The organism is Rhodococcus sp. 077-4, assembly GCF_047782425.1.
Classification (GTDB): Bacteria; Actinomycetota; Actinomycetes; order Mycobacteriales; family Mycobacteriaceae; genus Rhodococcoides.
On sequence record NZ_JAJPWC010000001.1, the window covers coordinates 270,493 to 291,219 of the forward strand.

At 65.8% G+C, this 20,727-nt stretch carries 20 protein-coding genes; 14 read left to right on the forward strand and 6 right to left on the reverse strand.

What is annotated here, in order from left to right; all coding sequences use genetic code 11:
* Positions 1-4: 4 nt before the first annotated feature.
* Genes pucL through ACNEOT_RS01315 form a run of 3 tightly spaced genes read left to right on the forward strand, consistent with a single transcriptional unit; the run spans position 5 to position 3,122 of the window.
* Positions 5-901 carry a factor-independent urate hydroxylase gene (gene pucL / locus ACNEOT_RS01305; RefSeq protein WP_415971494.1) on the forward strand — a complete coding sequence of 299 codons (897 nt, stop codon included), beginning with the start codon at positions 5-7 and terminating at the stop codon, positions 899-901.
* A 12-nt stretch (positions 902-913) separates the two neighbouring features.
* Positions 914-2,314 carry a nucleobase:cation symporter-2 family protein gene (locus tag ACNEOT_RS01310; RefSeq protein ID WP_415971496.1) on the forward strand — a complete coding sequence of 467 codons (1,401 nt, stop codon included), beginning with the start codon at positions 914-916 and terminating at the stop codon, positions 2,312-2,314.
* A 31-nt stretch (positions 2,315-2,345) separates the two neighbouring features.
* Entirely contained in the window at positions 2,346-3,122 is a 777-nt protein-coding gene (locus ACNEOT_RS01315; RefSeq protein ID WP_415971498.1) for an IclR family transcriptional regulator, read from the forward strand.
* Here the strand turns inward: ACNEOT_RS01315 and ACNEOT_RS01320 are convergent.
* Genes ACNEOT_RS01320 through ACNEOT_RS01330 form a run of 3 tightly spaced genes read right to left on the reverse strand, consistent with a single transcriptional unit; the run spans position 3,119 to position 5,038 of the window.
* Entirely contained in the window at positions 3,119-3,943 is an 825-nt protein-coding gene (locus ACNEOT_RS01320; RefSeq protein WP_415971500.1) for a spermidine synthase, read from the reverse strand. The two genes, ACNEOT_RS01315 and ACNEOT_RS01320, sit on opposite strands and share 4 nt — an antisense overlap.
* Positions 3,936-4,376: a cupin domain-containing protein gene (locus ACNEOT_RS01325; RefSeq protein ID WP_415971501.1), complete on the reverse strand. Its 441-nt coding sequence runs from the start codon at positions 4,374-4,376 to the stop codon at positions 3,936-3,938. Before ACNEOT_RS01325 ends, ACNEOT_RS01320 begins: the two co-directional genes overlap by 8 nt.
* On the reverse strand, positions 4,373-5,038 hold the full coding sequence (locus ACNEOT_RS01330) for a TetR/AcrR family transcriptional regulator (protein WP_415971503.1): 666 nt from the start codon (positions 5,036-5,038) through the stop codon (positions 4,373-4,375). Before ACNEOT_RS01330 ends, ACNEOT_RS01325 begins: the two co-directional genes overlap by 4 nt.
* A 153-nt stretch (positions 5,039-5,191) precedes the next feature.
* On the opposite strand from ACNEOT_RS01330, the gene ACNEOT_RS01335 reads away from it, so the two are divergent.
* From ACNEOT_RS01335 to ACNEOT_RS01365, 7 genes are read left to right on the forward strand one after another with little or no spacing between them, the layout of a single operon-like run.
* Positions 5,192-6,739: an amino acid permease gene (locus ACNEOT_RS01335; protein ID WP_415971505.1), complete on the forward strand. Its 1,548-nt coding sequence runs from the start codon at positions 5,192-5,194 to the stop codon at positions 6,737-6,739.
* Positions 6,740-6,745: 6 nt separating this feature from the next.
* Entirely contained in the window at positions 6,746-7,528 is a 783-nt protein-coding gene (locus ACNEOT_RS01340) for an urea amidolyase associated protein UAAP1 (protein WP_415971507.1), read from the forward strand.
* 41 nt (positions 7,529-7,569) lie between these two features.
* Complete coding sequence (locus ACNEOT_RS01345; RefSeq protein ID WP_415971509.1) at positions 7,570-8,193, forward strand: urea amidolyase associated protein UAAP2; 624 nt, start codon at positions 7,570-7,572, stop codon at positions 8,191-8,193.
* Positions 8,190-10,202 carry a 5-oxoprolinase/urea amidolyase family protein gene (locus tag ACNEOT_RS01350; RefSeq protein ID WP_415971510.1) on the forward strand — a complete coding sequence of 671 codons (2,013 nt, stop codon included), beginning with the start codon at positions 8,190-8,192 and terminating at the stop codon, positions 10,200-10,202. Before ACNEOT_RS01345 ends, ACNEOT_RS01350 begins: the two co-directional genes overlap by 4 nt.
* On the forward strand, positions 10,192-11,895 hold the full coding sequence (atzF, locus tag ACNEOT_RS01355; RefSeq protein ID WP_415971512.1) for an allophanate hydrolase: 1,704 nt from the start codon (positions 10,192-10,194) through the stop codon (positions 11,893-11,895). Before ACNEOT_RS01350 ends, atzF begins: the two co-directional genes overlap by 11 nt.
* Before the next feature lie 45 nt (positions 11,896-11,940).
* Complete coding sequence (locus ACNEOT_RS01360; RefSeq protein WP_415971513.1) at positions 11,941-12,444, forward strand: PaaI family thioesterase; 504 nt, start codon at positions 11,941-11,943, stop codon at positions 12,442-12,444.
* A 2-nt stretch (positions 12,445-12,446) separates the two neighbouring features.
* A complete protein-coding gene (locus ACNEOT_RS01365; RefSeq protein WP_415971515.1) occupies positions 12,447-12,989 on the forward strand; it encodes a winged helix-turn-helix transcriptional regulator in 543 nt (180 codons plus the stop codon).
* On the opposite strand, the gene ACNEOT_RS01370 is transcribed toward ACNEOT_RS01365, so the two are convergent.
* Positions 12,939-13,580: a LysE family translocator gene (locus ACNEOT_RS01370; protein WP_415971517.1), complete on the reverse strand. Its 642-nt coding sequence runs from the start codon at positions 13,578-13,580 to the stop codon at positions 12,939-12,941. The genes ACNEOT_RS01365 and ACNEOT_RS01370 overlap by 51 nt on opposite strands.
* 57 nt (positions 13,581-13,637) lie before the next feature.
* A complete protein-coding gene (locus tag ACNEOT_RS01375; protein WP_415971519.1) occupies positions 13,638-14,453 on the reverse strand; it encodes an SGNH/GDSL hydrolase family protein in 816 nt (271 codons plus the stop codon).
* A gap of 329 nt (positions 14,454-14,782) precedes the next feature.
* Between ACNEOT_RS01375 and ACNEOT_RS01380 the strand changes: the two genes are divergently transcribed.
* Positions 14,783-14,938 (forward strand): hypothetical protein, encoded by a 156-nt coding sequence (locus ACNEOT_RS01380; protein ID WP_415971521.1) that lies wholly within the window; start codon positions 14,783-14,785, stop codon positions 14,936-14,938.
* Here ACNEOT_RS01380 and ACNEOT_RS01385 read toward each other — a convergent pair.
* Complete coding sequence (locus tag ACNEOT_RS01385) at positions 14,935-15,177, reverse strand: hypothetical protein (protein ID WP_415971522.1); 243 nt, start codon at positions 15,175-15,177, stop codon at positions 14,935-14,937. The two genes, ACNEOT_RS01380 and ACNEOT_RS01385, sit on opposite strands and share 4 nt — an antisense overlap.
* Positions 15,178-15,416: 239 nt before the next feature.
* Here ACNEOT_RS01385 and ACNEOT_RS01390 point away from each other — a divergent pair, with 239 nt between their 5' ends.
* From ACNEOT_RS01390 to ggt, 3 genes are all read left to right on the forward strand, one after another.
* Positions 15,417-16,391: an NAD(P)/FAD-dependent oxidoreductase gene (locus ACNEOT_RS01390; protein ID WP_415971524.1), complete on the forward strand. Its 975-nt coding sequence runs from the start codon at positions 15,417-15,419 to the stop codon at positions 16,389-16,391.
* 154 nt (positions 16,392-16,545) lie between these two features.
* Positions 16,546-18,768, forward strand: a complete 2,223-nt coding sequence (locus tag ACNEOT_RS01395; RefSeq protein WP_415971526.1) for a putative bifunctional diguanylate cyclase/phosphodiesterase — start codon at positions 16,546-16,548, stop codon at positions 18,766-18,768.
* A 36-nt stretch (positions 18,769-18,804) separates the two neighbouring features.
* Complete coding sequence (ggt, locus tag ACNEOT_RS01400; protein WP_415973616.1) at positions 18,805-20,727, forward strand: gamma-glutamyltransferase; 1,923 nt, start codon at positions 18,805-18,807, stop codon at positions 20,725-20,727.

A 20,727-nucleotide genomic window follows, 5' to 3' on the forward strand; every position in this document is an offset into this window, starting at 1 on the left:
ACCCATGACCATCGTGCTCGGAGCAAACCAGTACGGCAAAGCCGAATGCAGGCTCGTCCGCATCGACCGCGAGACTCCTCGCCACCGCATCACCGACGTCAGTGTCACCTCGCAGCTGCGCGGCGACCTCGACGCCGTCCACACCGAAGGCGACAACGCCCACGTCGTGGCAACCGACACCCAGAAGAACACCGTGTACGCCTTCGCGCGGGACGGCATCGGGACCATCGAGAACTTCGCGCTGCGTCTCGGCGCGCACTTCACCGACAGCTTCGACTGGATCACCGGTGGTCGCTGGGAGGTCGAGCAGTACTCCTGGTCGCGGATCGGCAGCAACAACGGCACAGACGGATACGACCATTCCTTCGTCAAGGCAAGCGACGAGAAGCGGAACACGATCGTCACGATCGACGGCAACGACATCTCCGTCGTCTCCGGAATCAGCGATCTCGTTGTGCTGAACTCGACGGCATCCGAGTTCTGGGGCTACCCGAAGGACCGGTACACCACGCTGAAGGAGACCACGGACCGTATCCTCGCGACGTCGGTCAGCGCCCGCTGGCGGTACCTCACCACCGAGCTGGACTTCGACAAGACCTTCGACGACGTCCGCTCCGTCATGCTCGACGCCTTCGCCTCCACTCACTCTCTTGCTTTGCAGCAGAGTCTGTTCCAGATGGGAAAGCAGGTACTCGAAGCGCACCCGGAGATCGGCGAGATCAAGTTCTCGATGCCCAACATCCATCACTTTCTCGTCGACCTCGAGCCGTTCGGGCTCGACAACCCCGGTGAGGTCTTCTACGTCGCGGATCGTCCCTACGGTCTGATCGAGGCCACGGTGCAGCGCGACGACGCCCCGGACGCAGGCCGCGCCTGGGATACCGTTCCCGGATTCTGCTAGGAGCGCAGGGCCATGAAGCTGACGAAACGCAAGCTGAACGACACCCGCGCGCCGCACGATCCCGCCCGTCCCGAGGACGAACGGTTGTCGATCGGCAGGTCGTATCTCTATGGATTGCAACACATCCTGACGATGTACGGCGGAGTCATCGCACCACCCCTGATCGTCGGCGGTGCAGCGGGGTTGAGCGGCACCGAGATCGCCCTGCTGGTCTCGGCCGCATTGTTCGTCAGTGGAGCGGCCACCCTGCTGCAAACCCTGGGGGTGCCCTACTTCGGCGCGAAGCTACCTCTGGTACAGGGCATTTCGTTCGCGTCGGTGTCGACGATGGTGGCCATCGCGAGCGGGCCGGGTGGCTTGAACTCGGTATTCGGAGCCATCATCGCCGCCGGTGCCATCGGCATCCTCATCACCCCGTTCTTCAGCAAGATCGTGCGCTTCTTCCCGCCGGTGGTGACCGGCACGATCATCACCGTCATCGGCATCTCTCTACTGCCCGTTGCGGTTCGGTGGGCCATGGGCGGTAACCAGCAGGCCACCGACTGGGGCTCGATGTCCAACATCGGACTCGCTGCCTTCAGCCTCCTGGTCGTGCTGCTCGTGAGCAGACTGGTGCAGGGCACGCTCTCACGCCTGTCGATTCTCATCGGCATCGTGGTCGGCACGGTGTTCGCCGTCCTCGTCGGCAAGGCCGACTTCTCGGCCGTGGGCGATGGTGCCATCTTCAGCCTCCCCGAGCCGTTCGCCTTCGGTGCACCCACCTTCCAGATCGCGGCGATCATGTCGATGGTGGTCGTCATTCTCGTCATCATGACCGAGACCACCGCGGACATCCTGGCCGTCGGCGAGATCGTCGGTACCGACGTCGATGCCCGACGCGTCGGCGACGGGTTGCGCGCAGACATGGTGGCCACCACCATCGCTCCCGTGTTCGGCACCTTCCCCGCCAGTGCGTTCGCCCAGAACGTCGGCCTGGTGGCTGTCACCGGAATCAAGAGCCGCTACGTCGTCGCGGCCGGCGGCTCGGTGCTGCTCTTCCTCGGACTCTTTCCCGTTCTCGGGTTGGTGGTGGCGTCGGTTCCGTTGCCGGTACTCGGCGGGGCAGGCATCGTGCTGTTCGGTTCGGTGGCGGCGAGCGGCATCAGGACCCTGTCCAAAGTGGAGTTCGACGGCAACCTCAACCTCGTCATCGTGGCGGTGGCCATCGGGTTCGGCGTCATACCCATCGCGGTGCCGGGCTTCTACGCGGCCTTCCCCGACTGGGTCCACGTGGTGCTCGACTCGGGCATCAGCGCCGCGAGCATCGTCGCCGTCGTGCTGAACATCCTCTTCAACGTCGTCACCCGTGGCCAGAAGGCCTCGCCCTCGGTGGTGACCGCAGCACCTCCGGTCGCGACGCGGCATCACCAGTAGTGTTCTATCGAGATCGGTAGAAGCTACGAGCATGCGAGGTGGGACTGTGGCGGCAGGTGGCGGGGTGCAGTCCGTGGAGCGTGCGTTCGAGTTGCTCGACATCATGGCCGCCTCGGGCGGATCCATCGGAATCAGTGAACTCGCCGAGGGTACCGATCTACCGATGCCGACAGTGCACCGACTGATCGGTACCCTCGTCTCTCTCGGCTACGTCAGACGGCTCCCGTCTCGCCGATATGCACTGGGCACCAAGCTCATTCGGTTGGGTGACAGCGCATCGAAGCTGATCGGCGGATGGGCGAGACCCTACCTCGCCGAGCTGGTCCGCATCACGCACGAGACCTCGAACATGGCATTTCTCGAGGACGACATGGCGGTGTACGTCGCGCAGGTGCCGTCCGAACACGCCATGCGGATGTTCAACGAAGTGGGCCAGCGAGTGTTGCCGCATTCCACCGGAGTCGGCAAAGCTCTGCTCGCGCAACTCGACGACGACGCCGTCCGCGCGATCGTCGGCCGTCTCGGCATGGCTCCCCGGACCGTCAACACCCTCACCACTCTCGACGCGTTGCTCGCGGACCTCGCTGTGATCCGCGAACGCGGGTACGCCGTCGACGACGGTGAGCAGGAAGTGGGAGTGCGCTGCTTCGCCGTACCGGTGATCGGTGCACCGACGCTCACGGCCTTGTCCATCGCCGGACCCACCGCCCGGGTCACGCTGGAGTCGGCCGAACAGTTCGTGCCCCTGCTGATCTCGGCTGCCGAACGACTGGCGAAGGACCTCGCGAGCAACGTCCCCGCACCTTAATCCCGCAGAATCCTCGCGTCGCGAGCGAAGGACTCGACCTGCTCGGTCAACCACACGTGAGCCGGAACCGCGCCGCCGAGCAATTCGCGAGCCAACGACGGGGAATCCCCGATCGGCACGTCACTGCCCGCAATGATGATGTTGCCGTAGCGCCTGCCCTTGAGCATCGCCGGATCGGCGACGATTGCCAGGTGCGGAAAGACACTGCGAAGAGTCGACGCCTCCTGCTTCGCAAGCGAGAGATCCCGTCTGTCACCACAATTGACGACGTACATGCCGCCGGGGGAGAGGACGCGTCGAACTTGCTCGGTGAACTCGGCGGTGAGCAGCGGGGCGGGAGTGACCGCTCCCGCGAACACATCTCGCACGATCAGGTCGCGGCTGTTCTCGCTCAGCGTCTCGGTGACGGCGCGTGCTTCCCCGACGCGGATGCGCAGCAGCGGTGCCCGCGGTAGGTCGAACCATTCGCGCACCAGCGCCGAGAGCTTGCCATCCAGTTCCACCACCACCTGGCGCGCACCGGGGAACTCCGCGGTGAACGAGCGCGCCAGAGTGCACGCCCCACCGCCGAGGTGCAGCGCCCGCAGTGGAAAGCTCGAATCCCACTGCGCTCGAACCAGTCCCGATATCCACCGCATGTACTCGAACTCGAGCACCGTGGGGTCGTTCATGTCGATGTGCGAACTCGGGACGTCGTTGACGTTGACGACCCAGCCGTCGTCGGAGAAGGTGTCGCGAACCAATTCACAGGTGCCCGAATCGATCTCGAAGACCCCGGGCTGCAATCCGCCGGTCGGCTCCGATCCGCGCTTTCTACCCATTACCGTCCTCGAGCCGAAAGTCCTCGAAATCGAATCCAGGGGTGACGGTGCAGCTGACCAAGCTCGGTTCCTCGCCCAGCGGACGCGCCCGCTGCCACACCGACGGCGGCACGATCTGCTGCGGTGATTCGGGTCCGACGAGCAACGAGGTGACGGTCCCCGGTTCGGCCCCCGCGCCGCCGAGGTCGAGCTGCACAGGACTGCCCCGGTGATACAGCCACATCTCGGTTCCGCGGACAGTGTGCCACGCAGACTGCTGACCGGGCATGAGCAGAAACAGAATCGCCGTGCCTGCCGCGCGGGGACCGGGATACCCGTCGGGCAGAAATTCCTGCGGAATGGTGACCTCGCTGCGCCAGGTCTCGCGGAACCAACCACCCTCGGGGTGTGGGGCCAGGTCGAGAGCCTGCGCCCAAGCCGGAAGCTGAGTCATCGGAGTCCTTTCAGCAAGTCCTGGGCCGCGTCGTGCAGCCCCGCCACATCGGACGACCACCCCAGCACACGCAACGCGGCCTCGGCGATGGCTGCGGCGTCGGCCATCGCGTCGGGCCTGCCGTTCTCGAGGTCGGCGCGGGCGTTCACGATGGTCTCCACCAGGCGAAACGGCAGGTCGACGGTCCCAGGACGTGGCGCGGCACCGAGCTCGGCCACGGTATCCGACGCGATCGCCGCATACAGACCCATCAGCGTGTAGCGATGGTCACGGAAGGACTCGAAGCGCTCGCTGCGCAGTTCGGGCAGCAGGTAGAGCGCGCCGAGGTTCCACGTGGACGCACCGAGCTGCCCGGCATCGAAGTAGGCCAGCGCATACATCTGAACCGCCGCGGCTGCCCCCGACTCGCGGATCCGCTGCGCAACGGCCAACGGCGCGTCGACCGTTCCGCTGAGCAGCGCGTCGAGGATGTCGTCCTTGGTGGCGAAGTGGTGATAGAGCGAGGCCTGACGCAGTCCGACGGCGTCGGCGATGACGCGCGTCGAGGTGTTGGTGAATCCGCGAGTGGTGAACAGTTCGGCCGAGGCGTCGAGAATTTCCTCGCGAGCGGTGTCGCCGGGCCGTTTCTTCGTGCTCAGCCTGGGTCTGCCTGCGCCGGTCATGGGCCCATCTTGTCAGGTCGACGTGACGGTGAGATTTCTGTCATCTGATCGAAATAGACGAAACGAGCTTGTTTCACGACGGTCACCGCGAGGGAACGGCGATCCCGAAAACTATCAACTGACAGAAACCCCGCTTCGGCCGTAGGAGTACACATGAGCTCGACCACACTGCCTGCCCCCGGCGCGGGGTCCGAACCGCCCACCACCTCGGATCATTCGGATCTGGCTGCGCTGGGCTACGACCAACAGCTGCATCGCAGCCTCGGCAAGTACGCGTCCTTTGCAGCCGGCTTCTCGTTCGTCTCGATTCTGACGACCATCTTCCAACTCTTCGGACTCGGCTTCAGCTTCGGTGGCCCGGCCTTCTTCCTCACCTGGCCGCTGGTGTTTCTGGGGCAGTTCATGGTGGCCCTGAACTTCGCCGAACTCGCTGCCCGCTATCCCATCTCGGGCGCGATCTACCACTGGTCGCGACGCATGGGCGGTGAGCTGGTCGGGTGGTTCGCCGGTTGGTTCATGATCATCGCGCAGATCGTCACCGCCTCGGCAGCCGCCATCGCACTGCAGGTGGTGCTGCCCAGCATCTGGGGCGGATTCCAGCTGATCGGCGAGGACACCGCACTCACCTCACCGAGCGGTGCGGCGAATGCCGTTGTGCTGGGCTCGATTCTGCTGGTGCTCACCACCACCATCAACTGCATCGGCGTGAACTGGATGTCGCGGATCAACAGCATCGGCGTCACCTGCGAGATCGTCGGCGTCATCGCCCTCGTCCTGGTGTTCTTCACCCACGCCGAGCGTGGACCGCAGGTGGTCTTCGACACCGGCACTGCCGGAGCGGATCCCGGCTACATCGGTGCCTGGATCGTCTCGGGCCTGATGGCCGCCTACGTCATGGTCGGCTTCGGCTCGGCAGGCGAACTCGCCGAGGAGACCCGCAATCCCCGACGCGTCGCCCCGCGCACCATCCGTCTCGCCCTGTCCGCCTCGGCACTGGGCGGTGGCCTGATGATCGTCGGCGCTCTGATGGCCGCACCCAGCCTGACCGATGGTGAGCTTGCGGCACAGGGACTTCCGTACGTGATCGACTCGATCCTGACGTCCCCGTGGGGCAAGGTACTGCTCATCGACGTGGCAATCGCCGTGTTCATCTGCACCCTCGCCATCCAGACCGCGGCGTCGCGCTTGATGTTCTCCATGGCCCGCGACGGACGACTGCCCGCCTCGACTGCTCTCGCGAAAGTCAACTCACGCACCGGAACTCCCATCGCACCGTCGGTCCTGATCGGTCTGGCCTGCGTGGCGATCCTGGCCGTCAACGTCGGCAACTCGGCGATCTTCACCACGCTCTCCAGCGTCTGCATCGTGCTGATCTACCTCGCCTACATGATGGTCACCGTCCCACTGCTGATCCAGCGACTCAAAGGCTGGCCGCACGGCGGAGTACAGAAGGATGCCGACGGCGAGAAGCTGTTCACCCTCGGCCGTCTCGGCCTGCCCGTCAACATCGCCGCGGTCCTCTACGGCGGGCTGATGGTGATCAACCTGTCGTGGCCGCGGGCCGAGATCTTCGACCCCACCGGCGAATTCCCCCTCCTACGGTGGGCAGCCCCGCTGACCGTCCTCGCCGTGATCGTCGTGGGCATCGCCTGCCTGCCGCGCGGCAAAGACCACCCCAAGCCCGTCACGATCGGAGCCTGAACCACCATGAGCACCGCAACGACGTATTCCGCCAAGGAACACGCACGATCCCAGGCCACCGTCGCGCCTGCGCCCACAGCACCGGAGGGCATCTCGGAGCTCACCTGGGCGGAATCGGTTCCCGGTGGCAGCTACGCCTCCAAGGTCCTCGCTCGCGGAACGCGGCTACGCCTCGTCGACGTCGACGGTGATGCGTGCGCCAACCTGCTGCTCTATCGCGCGGACGCCCCGTGGGAACGACTCAACACCGCCGATACCGTCAAAGTGCCGTGGCAGGCGTACCTGAGCTCGGGCCATCCCTTGCTCTCGGATCAGGGCCGCGTTCTGGCCACCATCGTCGACGACACGTCCGGTCACCACGACGCACTGTGCGGCACCACGTCCACCGCCACCAACACGGCCAAATACGGAGTGAGCGGTCCACATTCGGCGGCTCCGGCCGGTCGAGAACTGTTCACCCTTGCCGCGGCCAAGCACGGGCTCGAACCACGTGACGTGGCACCGTCACTGTCCTTCTTTCACGGCGTGAGAGTCCACGCCGACGGCAGTCTTGTCAGCACCGGCTCGGCCGGAAACGGGAAGTCCGTGGATCTGCTGATCCATCTGCCGGTGATCGTGTTGCTCGCCAACACTGCTCACCCACTGGACCCGAGGTCCGAGTACCCCACGACAACCCTCGACGTACTGGCCTGGCGAGCACCGGACGAGTTACTGGCTCTCGACAACACAGAGCCGGAATACCTGCGCGCAGTGCAGAACACCGAGGACGCATGGAAGGCAGCACAGTGAATACAGGGACAGTGAATACAGGGACAGTGAATACAGGGACAGTGAGCAGCACGGTAGTGAGAGACGAGATCGCCCCCGCGTTCGGCCCCTGGTCCGCCGTCGTCGAGGCGGGTGACGTACTGACCATCGTCGATCTGTACGGCAATCAGGCCGTCGACACCCTGATGTACGGCGCGAACGATCATTCGATCCGGTACTCCGCCCCCGCCACCGTCACCGCGCAGCGGAACCTGTTCCTCACCACCGGAACCGTTCTGCGCAGCGATGATTCGACTCCGGTCATGACGATCGTCGACGACGAGGTCGGCAACCACGACACCGTCGGAGGTGCGTGCTCCAAGGAATCGAACACCCTGCGCTACGGCCACCACACCCAGCATCAACACGCGTGCGTCGAGAACTTTCTCATCGAGGGCTCGAAGTGGGGACTCGGCAAACGAGATCTGGTGCCCAACATCAACTTCTTCATGAACGTGCCCGTCGACGCCGACGGCACTCTCGGCATCGTCGACGGGCTCTCGGCTCCCGGAAAGAAGCTCTCACTGCGTGCCGAGATCGACACGCTGGTGCTGGTGTCCAACTGCCCGCAGATCAACAACCCCTGCAACGGGTTCGACCCCACCGCGGTGCGCATGATCGTGACACGGGAGTCGGCCCGCGCATGAACGCCACCAAGATGGCCGTACAGCGGCCGGGAATGCTCACCACGGTGCAGGACTGGCCGGGGCGCATCGGGTACTGGAAGGTGGGCGTACCGCCGTCGGGGCCGATGGACGATCTGTCGTTTCGGCTCGGCAACGTCGCGCTCGGTAATCCCGAGGGTGCACCGGGCCTCGAATCCACCATGGCCGGGCCGGCATTGACATTCGACTCCGACACCTACGTCTGCGTCACCGGTGCCGCAGTACCGGTCCGCATCGACGGCCGAGCGGCCCCACAGTGGAAGCCGGTCCTGGTCCCCGCCGGTGGCACCCTCGATGTCGGCACCACCACCGGGCACGGACTTCGGGTCTACGTTCTGATCCAGGGCAGCCTCGACGTCGACGACTACCTCGGCAGCGCAGCGACTTTCACGCTCGGCAAGTTCGGCGGACACCGCGGCGGCACCCTCGGCGAGGGCGACGTCATCGCGCTGGCCGGCCGCTCCGACAACCCCGCCGTCCTCGGGCCAATTCCGATGGAGCACCTGCCGGTACTGACGTCGAGCTGGGACATCGCCGTCACCGAGGGACCGCACGGCGCTCCGGAGTTCTTCACCCGCGACGACATCGACACCCTGTACGCCACCCGCTACGAGGTGCACTTCAACTCCGATCGCACCGGGGTCCGGTTGATCGGGCCGAAGCCGCAGTGGGCGAGGGCCGACGGCGGCGAAGCCGGCCTGCACCCGTCCAACATCCACGACAACGCCTACAGCGTCGGAGCGTTGGACTTCACCGGCGACACCCCGATCCTGCTCGGACCCGACGGCCCGAGCCTGGGCGGATTCGTTTGTCCCATCACCGTTGTCGCAGCCGAACGGTGGAAGCTCGGCCAACTGCGACCGGGTGACACCATCCGCTTCGTTCCCGTCAAGGCCGCCTCGACCGCGCCGCTCGGATCACTAGGCCTCGCCCGTCGCGCGTCTCTGCCCGCGGTGTTCTCCGCAGGCGGCGACGGTGACGACGGCGTCATCGCCCGACGCGACGCCGACACGTGCGTCACCTACCGCCGGTCGGGCGACGACAACGTGCTCGTCGAGTACGGAGACATGAAACTGGATCTGGCACTGCGGGCCCGGGTGCACGCCCTGCATCAGCGGGTCGAGGCAATAGCCCCGCGTGGCCTGGTGGACCTCACCCCCGGCATCCGCTCGTTGCAGGTGAAGGTGAATCCCGATGTGCTGTCGATAGATTCGCTGATGGGTCTGCTCTCCGAGGTCGAGGACGATCTCCCCGCGGCCTCGGAGCTGGTGGTCCCCAGCCGCCAGGTTCGGCTCCCGCTCTCGTGGGACGACCCCTCCACCCGCGAGGCGATTCAGCGCTACATGCACGGCGTGCGCGCCGACGCCCCGTGGTGCCCCTGGAACATCGAGTTCATCCGGCGGATGAACGGACTCGATTCTGTTGCAGACGTATTCGATACCGTCTTCGCCGCCGACTACATGGTCCTCGGACTCGGCGACGTGTACCTGGGCGCTCCGGTTGCGACTCCACTGGATCCGCGGCACCGCCTGGTGACGACCAAGTACAACCCGGCGCGAACGTGGACGCCGGAGAACGCGGTCGGCATCGGCGGAGCGTACCTGTGCATCTACGGCATGGAGGGTCCCGGCGGATACCAGTTCGTGGGCCGAACCACGCAGGTGTGGAACCACAGTGCCGCCTACAGCGGCGGCCCGTTCGAGGAGGGCACCCCGTGGCTGCTCCGGTTCTTCGACCGAATCTCCTGGTACTCGGTCGAACCCGAGGAGCTGATGGACCTGCGCGCGGATCTGGCGGCAGGCCGCGGCGGCGGCGTGCAGATCACCGACGGTGAGTTCTCCCTCGCCGAGCACGAGAACTTTCTCGATACCAACGCGGACTCCATCGCCGAGTTTCGCGCGAGACAAGCCGTGGCCTTCGGTGCCGAACGTGATGCGTGGTCGGCAGCGGGCGAATTCGATACGAAGAAGGGCAAAACCGATGCGGCCTGAGGTACGAGAACGAGTCCTGCAGGCGTACAAACGAATTGCCGAGGTCGATCGGCCCGAGGTGTGGATCACTCTGCGCAACGAGGACGACGTGTTGGCCGAGGCAGTCGCCCTCGACGAGGCATTGGCATCCGGTGCGGCTCTACCTCTTGCCGGCGTCCTCGTCGCGGTCAAGGACAACATCGACGTCGCGGGCTTGCCCACCACCGCGGCCTGCCCCGAGTTTGCCTACACCCCAGCCGCGTCCGCAATCGCCGTCGAGCGACTCACGAGCCAGGGCGCACTGGTACTGGGCAAGACGAATCTCGACCAGTTCGCCACCGGACTGGTCGGCACCCGCAGCCCGTACGGCGCGGTGCGCTGCGCCTGGGATCCGACATTGATCTCGGGTGGTTCGAGTTCCGGGTCCGCCGTCGCGGTTGCACTGGGCATCGTCGATGTCGGAATCGGCACCGACACAGCAGGTTCGGGTCGAGTACCGGCAGCCTTCCACGACATCGTCGGTATCAAGGCCTCGCTGGGGATCGTGCCGAACACCGGCGTCGTACCTGCCTGCGCCGACTACGACTGCGTCACCGTTCTGGCGCGCGACCTCGACAGTGCCGCTGCGGCAATGAAGGTCATGACCGGCCCCACCGCGTCCGATTCACGCAGCCGAGCCTGGCCCGCCGACGTCCGACTGGCCGCATCCCCACAGCCCCGCGTCGCCGTTCCACGCGATGACGACCTGACGGCCTTGAGTCCGGCGTACCGTCGGGCATTCGAGGCGACCGTCGCCGGACTGGCCGACAAGGGCATCTCTCATGCCGAGGTCGACATCTCCGCCCTGCTCGACGCCGCGAAATTGCTGTACGACGGTGCCATTGTGGCGCAGCGTTATTCGGCCGTCGGGACGTTTCTGGACACCGCACCGTCCGGAGCCGATCCCACGGTGGCCGCGATCGTCGGATCGGCGGCAGGGCCGTCCGCGCACCGGTACGTGGACGATCTCGATGCTCTCGCGACCGCCGAGACCGCCGCGCAAGCCCTGCTGAGCGGGTTCGACGGCCTGTTGCTGCCCACCACCACCGAGCATCCGACCATCGCTGCAGTGCAGGCGGATCCGATTGGTATCAACCGCAGACTCGGGACGTTCACCAACTTCTGCAATCTGCTCGACATGGCGGCAGTCGCCGTCCCCGGAGCCCCGACGCCCGACGGTGATCCTTTCGGAGTCATGGTCGTCGTACCCGCATTCGAGGACCAGATCGCGATCGACCTCGCGGCGCAGCTGAGCGGCGTCGCGTCGCCGTCGTTGATCGACGACGGTATCGAGGTGTTGGTCGTCGGCGCGCATCTGCGCGGATTCCCGGTGCACCATCAGCTGACCGAGCGCGGCGCACGGTTCGGTGGCGAGGTGAGGACCACCGCGGACTACCGACTGGTGGATCTGCACACCACACCGCCGAAGCCCGGCCTGGTTCGGCGGGCAGGCGACGGCGCGCCCATCGCCGGAGAGCTGTATCGAATGTCCGCGGCCGCGGTCGGAACCTTCCTCGCCGGACTGCCCGCGCCGATGGGTCTGGGGCCCGTCGAGCTGTCCGACGGACGCTCGGTCACCGGATTCTGCTGCGCGCACGATGCGGCCGAGGCAGGAACCGACATCACCGAGTACGGCGGCTGGCGCGCGTATCTCGATCAGGGTTTACGATCGTGAGCAGCTTACTATCATCGTAATAGTGACTCGACGACAGGACGACGCATGATCACCGACGAGCATCGACGATCGCAGACCTTCTCGTGGGTCAGCCCCGCCGAGGTGTTGAAGACCGCGTCGACCATGAGTGGTCTCGACGCCATGCGGGCGGTGGCGAGCGGTGAGATGCCGCCTCCGCCCATCGCCGTACTGATGCAGTTCTCCGCGGTGCACGTCGAGGCAGGCAAGGTGGTGTTCGAGTGCGAACCGTCCGAGGCGCACTACAACCCGATCGGCATGGTGCACGGCGGTCTGGTGTGCACGCTTCTCGACACCGTGCTCGGATGCGCGGCCCAGACCATGCTCCCGGCGGGCACCGGATACACCTCCATCGACATCAACGTCAGTTACCAGCGGCCGGTGCACTCCCACAGCGGTCCTCTGACGGCGACGGGAACCGTGGTCAAGAACGGTTCGCGGGTGATCTTCGCCGAGGGATCAGTGGTCGACAACACCGGCAAGGTCGTTGCAACCGGCACGAGCTCGCTGCTGGTCATCGCAGGAAAGTAGCAATGCAACGACGTAGTTTCGCAGACATGGAGTGCCCCATCGCCGGTGCGCTCGAGCAGGTCGGTGAATGGTGGACGCTGCTGATCCTGCGGGACGTGCTCGACGGCTTCTCCCGCTTCGACGAGCTGGAATCCAACCTCGGCATCGCGCCGAACATGTTGGCACGCAGGCTCAAAAGCCTCGTCGACGGCGGGATGCTGACCAAGGTGCAATACAGCGAGCGACCCCCGCGTCACGAATACGTACCGACGACGCGGGCCCGTGAACTCGGCACGGTCATCGTCGCGCTGTATGCATGGGGAAACAAGGATGTGCCGCAACAGGATCGGCGGGTCGTATTGGTGGACGGCGAAGGCCGATCGATCGACCCGGTCCTCGTCGACCGCGAGAGCGGAAGGACACTGCGTGAGAGCAACGCGCAGTTCCTTCCCGGCCCGGCCGCCTCCGAATCGGTACGGCAACGGCTCGATCCGGAGCTGCGGGCCGCGCGTCGATCACGCCGGGAGCGGCCTTCCGCCGTCGGTGGCGACGCGGACCGCGAGTAGCCCGAGCACCGTGCCCATGGCATAACGCTGCATCTTCAGCCAGGTCGGGCGGACGGCAAGGAACTGGGCGATCGATCCGGCCAGTACGACGATCAGCAGGTTCACCGCGACCGCAACCGCGATCTGCACGGCGCCGAGCGTGAACCCTTGCAGCAGAATGTGTCCGGCCGCGGGATCGACGAACTGCGGGATGACCGAGATGTACATGATCGCGATCTTCGGGTTCAGCAGGTTGGTCACCAGGCCCATCGTGAACAGCCGTCGAGTCGAATCCTGTTGCAATTCGGTCGGTTCGAACGCCGATACCGTTCCGCGCAGGGCCTGCACCGCCAACCAAGCAAGGTAGGCCGCACCTGCGAGCTTGACCGCCGTGTACAGCGCGGGCACGGCGGTGAACACCGCAGCCAGACCGAGATTGGTGGCCGTGAGATAGATCAGGAAGCCGATCGCGACACCGGCCAGCGACACAAGTCCCGCCCGCCTGCCCTGCGAGATGCTGCGCGAGACCAAATAGATCATGTTCGGGCCCGGCGTCAGAACCAACGCGAGAGCGACGGCGAACACCCCGAGGACAGCGGTATACGAAACCATGCCGTCGAGACTTCACGCCGACGGCAGGTCCGAGAAGAGCCAATCCGCAACCCGTGGCTATCCGGCGCGTACCGCAGCCGCGACCGCGTCACCGATCGCCGCCATTCCCGCCGCTGTCGGATGCAGGGGTGCCGCAGGGTTCTGCGGGACGACCCCTTCGAAGTACCGCTGATCGGCGGCCACGCACACGTCGTGGCCGACGCTCAACGGCTCGGTGTCGACGAACTCCGCGCCGTGCGCGTCCGCCTGCGCCCGTAGCGCCTCGTTCATCGTCGTGATGCTGCTCTGGATGTAGTCGGCGTCCTCGGGCAGCATCGGCTGGGTGGGGAAGCAGCCGCCGTCCGGCAGATAGGTGCCGTAGCCGACGACCAGGATCCGCGCGTCCGGCGCTCGCTCGGCCACCGCGTCGAGCATGGCTCCCCACTGCGGTGCCTTCTCCGCAACGGCGGCCGCGACGGTGTCGACGCCGCCTGCGGTGAGGCGGTCCTTGCAGACGTTGGTGGCCGAGGTGTTCGCGAAGGTCAGGCACTGCACGGCGGTGGACACCAGTCCGATGTCGTTACCGCCGATCGTGACGGTCACCAGGTCCGTCTCGGGGGTCAGCGCGTCGAGCTGCGGGGGCACCTCACCGCTCGACGTGCTCTGCGATACCGAGACGATGTTGTCGGTGACCGCACCCCCGCAGGTGACGTCGACGAACGAGGCGACCTGCAACGCCTCGGCGAGAACGTGCGGGTAATTGGAGTCGGACTGCTGACAGCCCGGTGCGCCGACCTGATTGGGGATCCGCGGCCCCGACGCCGCCGAGTCTCCGAGCGCGACGTAGTTCAGCGGAACGGCCGCGTCCGACGACACAGCAGGTGCTTCCGGCACCGAAGAGTCCGACGAACAACCCGCCAGTAGACAGGCGGACACAGCAATACCGACGAGAATTCCCTGGCTCCTCACAGCTTCGACGCTACAGCTGCCGGTAACCTCGACCGGGTTGTCCAGGACACACAGTCCATCACATCGAACAGAGGAATTACATGATCACCGCGTTCATCAACCAGATCCTCAGTGGCTTCGGCTCCATTTCCGCTGGCAGCAGCGGCTTCGAGCTGGCACCGGGAACGTTGCCTTTCGGCCTGTAGGAACTGCCCGAGTGCTCGCCCGTGCGGCGGCCGAAGATTCGTCTCCCGCTGCACGGGTACCCCGGGCTCATGACTACTGAGAAGAACCACGACACCGCCCCCGACGCGAAAGAGGACGTCACGTCCGATCCGGCCGCGGCGGCGGAAGACAACGATTGGTCGAGCGAGGGCGGAGCGGTCGAAACCGGTCCCGCGACCGCCGACGAGCGAACCGACAGCAACTAGCCGATCAACCGGCGGGGAGCTGCCCGCAGAGTGCGGACGTCACCGTCGGCGACGATGTGTTCCACGGTCTCACCGCGGGCGAGCATCGACTCGTCGACGGTGAAGTTCACGCGGGCATCGCCGAGCCAATCCACGCCGACGACGATTCCCACTGTTCCTTTCGGAATTCCACTGCGCCACCGCAGGTGCCCCAGGTTGCGGACCGTGATGACGGTCGCTCCGATCTCGAAGTGCCCCATGCGCCCCCCCGGCTAGTTTTCTTACCGATCAGTAGACCTCGAGTGAACGCCCTGTTCAAGCGGTACGTCCGCGCTTACCTCGGCGGCTCACCGCCCGGCTGACAGTCACAGCGGTCGCAATTGGGGCCAACGGTCCGTTTCTGTCGTGTCGCGTCGTCCGGCGGTATTTTTGCCTTCCATCATTTGCTGTTTCGGCAATAATTATTGCCAGCGTTCGATCTACGACGCACACTTTCCGCATGACTACAGATACCGATCGACACACTCCCGTCGACGCAATCATCGTCGGCGGCGGAGTCGCCGGACTCAGCGCCGCAGTGGCTCTCGGCCGTTCCCGACGATCCGTTGCGATCGTCGACGCGGGCGATCCCCGCAACGCGCCGGCAGCGCACTCCCACAACTACCTCACCCGCGACGGCGAATCGCCTCTCGAACTGGTTCGACTCGGCCGACTCGAGGCGCGCCACTACGGCGCACGCATCATCGACGGCGTCGCCGACTCGGCGATCCGAACCGAGTCCGGCTTCGAGGTGACCCTCGCCGACGGCTCCGTCGTGCGCGGTCGACGCCTGCTGGTCACCACCGGCCTCACCGACGTCCTCCCGGACATTCCCGGTCTCGCCGATCGATGGGGTCGCGACGTCCTGCACTGCCCGTACTGCCACGGCTGGGAAGTGCGAGATCGCGCCATCGGGATCATCGGCAGCGTCATGGTGGGGCATCAGGCACAGATGTGGCGCCAGCTCAGCGAACGCGTCACTGTGTTCGCCCATACGGCAACGGAATTGGCCGCCGAGGACGTCGAGCGACTCACCGCGCGGGGCATCGACATCGTCGACGAGGAGATCGCTCGGATCGACGTCGAGAACGACGCCATCGTCGGCGCGACGCTCGTGAGCGGCAGGCAGGTCCGGCTCGACGCCGTGGTCGTGGGACCGAACTTCACCTCTCGCGCGGACATCCTGGTGTCACTGGGGCTCGCCACCACCGATCTGGTGATGAACGACCACGTCCTCGGCACCTACATCGAGTCCGATCCCGTCGGTGCCACATCGGTGCCGGGCGTCTGGGTTGCAGGCAACGTGTCCGCCCCGATGGACACCGTGATCGCCGCGTCCGCGGCGGGAGTGAAGGCGGGTGCTGCGATCAACGGCGACCTGATCGAGGAGGAGGTCCGCTCCGCTGTGCAGCGGGAGAAGTCGACGGCGTCCTGATCTCGGAGAGCCGCCGTTGCAACACCTGTTGAAATTCTTCCCCATTCAGCTCGAACTTCGGCACCGTGAGCAGTGCACGAAGACGTATATTCACCGATGGAGGCGGTGCTGAAGCCGTGCGCACGCCGCGAGCGGGAAGGAAGTAGGTCCTTCGATGAATACGAAGGTCGCCGCGCCCTTCGTCGTGCACAGCAGACGAACCGCCGCCCTGGTCGCAGTGATCGTCGTCGCGGCAACCGTCTTCGTTCTCGGCGACGCCGGAGTACGGGCAGGTGTGCTGGCCACCGTCGCTGTGGGGTCGGTGCTCGCCATCAGCGCCGCCATCCGTCGATACCGTCCCGAGGACTCCCGATGCTGGTGGGCCCTGTTCGGGGCCTCTGTCCTGTTCATGTTCGGGGTCGCGCTGCGCAGCGATCCCAGCGCACTGAATCATTCGATCCCCCTGCTGCCGGATCTGTTCACGCTGACCGGGTACGCACTCGTCGGATACGCGCTCTCACGGTGGATCCGAGATCGTCGGTCGATCGACGACATCACCCCGCTCGTCGACGCCGGTCTGATCTTCCTCGGCACCCTGTTCCTGTCGTGGTTGCTGTTCATCTCCCCGGCCCTCGAATCTCCGCGTTCGTCGGCATCGACGGTGGTGAACGGGGTGTATCCGGCGATCGACGCAGCGCTGATCACCCTGACCACCTACCTGCTGTTCTCGGCCAAACCCCGCACGGCGGCGCTGCAATGGGCCTTGATCGCCTTGGTCGCGACACTCGTCGGCGACGTCTCGTATGCCTTCGCGGCCACCACCGACGCCGCGCCGTCCTCGGGAGTGCTCGACGCGATCTACCTGTTCGCGTACCTCTCACTCGCGATGGCCGCCCTCGATCCGTCGATGCGCACCGTCTCCCAGCGGCAGACCCCGGCACCGGCACACAGCAGCCGCCGCGTCGTGTTCGTGGTGACGCTGCTGGTCGTCTGCGCCACGGTGCCGCTGCTGGGCTCGGCGGTGTCCACCGGTGACCTGATCGTGCGGTCGCTACTGCTCGCCTCGATCCTGGTGGGCGCATTCCTTCGCGGGGAACGCGCGCTGACCAGAATGCAGGTCGGCAAGGAGCACGCAAAATACCTGGCAGCTCACGATCTGTTGACCGGCCTACCGAACCGCACGATTCTCGACGAGGAATTCACTCGGCACGAGCGCAACCAGAACCCAGGACGCACGTACGTCCTGTTCGTCGACCTCGACAATTTCAAGATGGTCAACGACTCGTACGGGCACCGCGTGGGAGACGAGCTCATCGTGGCCGCAGCACGACGCATCCGCGTCGCAGTCGGCGGCACCGACACCGTGGTTCGCTACGCGGGCGACGAATTCGTCGTCCTGACCCACCGCGATCGCGGTGGCGCGGAAGCGTTGGCCCGCAGCGTGATCGACCGGATGAACGAGCCGTTCCAACTCAGCGCCGCGACGGCATACGTCACCGCGTCGGTCGGCATCGCGGATGCGGACCGATTGCACGACGCCATCCGCGAGGCCGACACCGCGATGTATCAGGCCAAATCTCTCGGAGCGGCGCGCTATGCGTTCTTCGACGAATCCCTGCGCGCACGTGCCACATCCGCGATCGAGACCGCCACCGAGCTGCGCGGCGCGATCCGACGCGGCGAGCTCGAGGTGTACTACCAGCCGATCATCGAGACCTCCTCGCGCGCCACCGTCGTCTACGAGGCACTGGTGCGCTGGAACTGGCGGGGCCGAGTGCGTACCCCCAACGAGTTCATCCCGATCGCCGAATCGACCAACCTCATCAAGGAAATCGGCGAATGGGTGCTGCACACCGCGATGTCGGATCTGGTGGCCCTGCGTACCAACGGGCAGGACGTCAGGATGTCGGTGAACGTGTCCCCGATGCAATTGCGCGACGATTCGTTGCCGCTCATCGTCGGACGACTGCTCGATACGTACGGCCTCGACGGAGCCGACCTGGCCCTCGAAATCACCGAGAGCGTCCTGATCGACGACATGGGCACGGCGAAAACCGTGCTCGATCGACTCGCCGCCATGGGAGTGCTGATCGTGCTCGACGACTTCGGCGTCGGGTACTCCTCACTCAATCGATTGCGCACCATGCCGTTCAAGATGCTCAAGATCGACAAATCGTTCGTTCAGGAGATCGGTCGATCCGACTGGGACATTCAACTGATCCGCGCCATCACCGCAATGGCGTCGGCTCTCTCGGTGGCCACGGTTGCCGAGGGAGTCGAGACCGAAGAACAAGCCGCCACCGTCGAGGCGCTCGAATGCCGCTTCGCGCAGGGCTTTCTGTTCGGCCGGCCCGCGCCCGTCGCACACTGGCTTCTCGAATCTGCCGAACGGCGGTAACCACGGTGTTAGCGTCGAGCGGTGTCTGCAACCGGAATGCGTCCGCTCCGCTCGACCGCCCTTGCCTGCGCCTTACTGTTGGTGCCGCTCGCCGCGTGCAGTAGCAGTGAGAGCACCGATCGCGACTCCGCTGCCGAGAACAGCTGCGTTCTCGGCTCCAGCGGCGGCACCCCGGTAGGAAAGACGCCGAGCGCAGGTTCGGGCGACATCTCGACCAATCCGGAAGTGGCGACCGGGTATCGATCGAACATGGCTCCGGTGGAAACGGCCTCCTACTCCGTCTCGACGGCCAATCCGGTCTCCACCGAGGCCGCCTGCGACGTTCTGCGTGACGGCGGTACCGCGGCCGACGCGCTCATCGTGGCGCAGACGGTGCTCGGCCTCGTCGAACCGCAGTCCTCGGGAATCGGCGGCGGCGCATTCCTGATGTACTACGACGCGGCCACCGGCGAGGTACAGAGCTACGACGGCCGCGAGACCGCCCCGATGAGCGCTACCGGCGACTACCTGCGATACATCGACGATGTGAATCGCACTGTGCCGCAGCCCGATGCCCGCTCGAGCGGTCGGTCGATCGGCGTTCCCGGAGTGCTGCGCATGCTCGAACAGGCCCATGAAGATCACGGCGACAAGCCGTGGGGTGAGCTGTTCGAGCCTGCAATCGGTCTCGCCGACAACGGAATCGAGATCAGCCCGCGCATGGCGTCGTCCATCGCCGACTCGGCACCCAAGCTCGCACTGGACCCGGCGTCCAAGGAGTACTTCCTACAGGCGGACGGTACCGGCAAGCCGGCCTGCACGGTCCTGAACAACCCCGCGATGTCGAAGACGTTGTCCGCCATCGCAACCGACGGTGCCGACGCCTTCTACACCGGCGATATCGCACAGGCCATCGTCGACGCGACGGCCGACACCACCGCGGGCCGCACCGCCGGGCAGATCACGCTCGCCGACCTCGCCGCGTACGAGCCCAGAACACGCACCGCCGTGTGCACGCCGTACCGCGACCACGACATCTGCGGTATGCCCGGCCCGTCTTCGGGAGGTATCGCGGTGGCGTCGGCGATGGGGATTCTGTCGAATTTCGACCTCGCGCAGTACGCGCCGACCGGAATGGACGCCAACGGCGGAACTCCGAGGGCGGAGGGCGTGCACCTGATCGCCGAAGCCGAGCGCCTGGCCTACGCCGATCGCGACAAGTACGTTGCCGATCCGGATTTCGTACCGCTGCCCGGCGGTTCCCCCGATGCACTGCTCGATCCCCAATACCTCAGCAGCAGAGCGGGACTGATCGACGAGGGCAAGTCGATGGGCACCGCGAAGCCGGGTGACTTCGGGCCGGTGCAGTTCGCCTCGTCCAGCGATCCCGAGCACGGCACCAGCCACATCTCCGTCGTCGACAGCGAGGGCAACGCAGCCTCGATGACCACGACCGTCGAGTCGGCCTTCGGCTCGTTCCACATGGTCGACGGCTTTCTGCTCAACAATCAGCTCACCGATTTCTCGGCATCACCGGTGGCCGAGGACGGCACTCCGATGGCCAATCGCGTCGAGCCCGGTAAGCGTCCGCGTAGCTCGATGGCCCCGACGCTGGTGTTCGACCGAGACGACAACGGCGCGCGCGGCGATCTGGTCCTCGTCGCCGGTTCTCCGGGCGGCTCGGTGATCATCCAGTTCGTCGTCAAAACGTTGGTGGGACTGCTCGATTGGGGCATGGACCCGCAGCAGGCGGTGTCAATGGTCGACTTCGGTGCGGCCAACACCCCGTCGACCAACTACGGCGGCGAGCACCCGAACGTCTCGGGCGAAACCGACCCGGTGGTGGTACGGCTCCGGGAGATGGGCCACCAGGTGTCGGTCGCAGACCAGTCCAGTGGACTGAGCGCGTTGCAGCGCACCGACGGCGGCTGGATCGGGGGAGCCGACCCCCGGCGCGAGGGTGAGGTGCTGGGTGGTTGA

Excerpts from the sequence above, each read along its gene's own strand:
- ACNEOT_RS01360 (WP_415971513.1), top strand. The coding sequence starts at position 11,941 with ATGATCACCGACGAGCATCGACGATCGCAGACCTTCTCGTGGGTCAGC.
- ACNEOT_RS01340 (WP_415971507.1), top strand. The coding sequence starts at position 6,746 with ATGAGCACCGCAACGACGTATTCCGCCAAGGAACACGCACGATCCCAG.
- ACNEOT_RS01320 (WP_415971500.1), bottom strand. The coding sequence starts at position 3,943 with ATGGGTAGAAAGCGCGGATCGGAGCCGACCGGCGGATTGCAGCCCGGG.
- ACNEOT_RS01350 (WP_415971510.1), top strand. The coding sequence starts at position 8,190 with ATGAACGCCACCAAGATGGCCGTACAGCGGCCGGGAATGCTCACCACG.
- ACNEOT_RS01370 (WP_415971517.1), bottom strand. The coding sequence starts at position 13,580 with ATGGTTTCGTATACCGCTGTCCTCGGGGTGTTCGCCGTCGCTCTCGCG.
- ACNEOT_RS01380 (WP_415971521.1), top strand. The coding sequence starts at position 14,783 with ATGACTACTGAGAAGAACCACGACACCGCCCCCGACGCGAAAGAGGAC.
- ACNEOT_RS01390 (WP_415971524.1), top strand. The coding sequence starts at position 15,417 with ATGACTACAGATACCGATCGACACACTCCCGTCGACGCAATCATCGTC.
- ACNEOT_RS01315 (WP_415971498.1), top strand. The coding sequence starts at position 2,346 with ATGCGAGGTGGGACTGTGGCGGCAGGTGGCGGGGTGCAGTCCGTGGAG.
- ggt (WP_415973616.1), top strand. The coding sequence starts at position 18,805 with ATGCGTCCGCTCCGCTCGACCGCCCTTGCCTGCGCCTTACTGTTGGTG.
- ACNEOT_RS01385 (WP_415971522.1), bottom strand. The coding sequence starts at position 15,177 with ATGGGGCACTTCGAGATCGGAGCGACCGTCATCACGGTCCGCAACCTG.
- ACNEOT_RS01325 (WP_415971501.1), bottom strand. The coding sequence starts at position 4,376 with ATGACTCAGCTTCCGGCTTGGGCGCAGGCTCTCGACCTGGCCCCACAC.
- ACNEOT_RS01330 (WP_415971503.1), bottom strand. The coding sequence starts at position 5,038 with ATGACCGGCGCAGGCAGACCCAGGCTGAGCACGAAGAAACGGCCCGGC.
- pucL (WP_415971494.1), top strand. The coding sequence starts at position 5 with ATGACCATCGTGCTCGGAGCAAACCAGTACGGCAAAGCCGAATGCAGG.
- ACNEOT_RS01365 (WP_415971515.1), top strand. The coding sequence starts at position 12,447 with ATGCAACGACGTAGTTTCGCAGACATGGAGTGCCCCATCGCCGGTGCG.
- ACNEOT_RS01395 (WP_415971526.1), top strand. The coding sequence starts at position 16,546 with ATGAATACGAAGGTCGCCGCGCCCTTCGTCGTGCACAGCAGACGAACC.
- ACNEOT_RS01335 (WP_415971505.1), top strand. The coding sequence starts at position 5,192 with ATGAGCTCGACCACACTGCCTGCCCCCGGCGCGGGGTCCGAACCGCCC.
- atzF (WP_415971512.1), top strand. The coding sequence starts at position 10,192 with ATGCGGCCTGAGGTACGAGAACGAGTCCTGCAGGCGTACAAACGAATT.
- ACNEOT_RS01310 (WP_415971496.1), top strand. The coding sequence starts at position 914 with ATGAAGCTGACGAAACGCAAGCTGAACGACACCCGCGCGCCGCACGAT.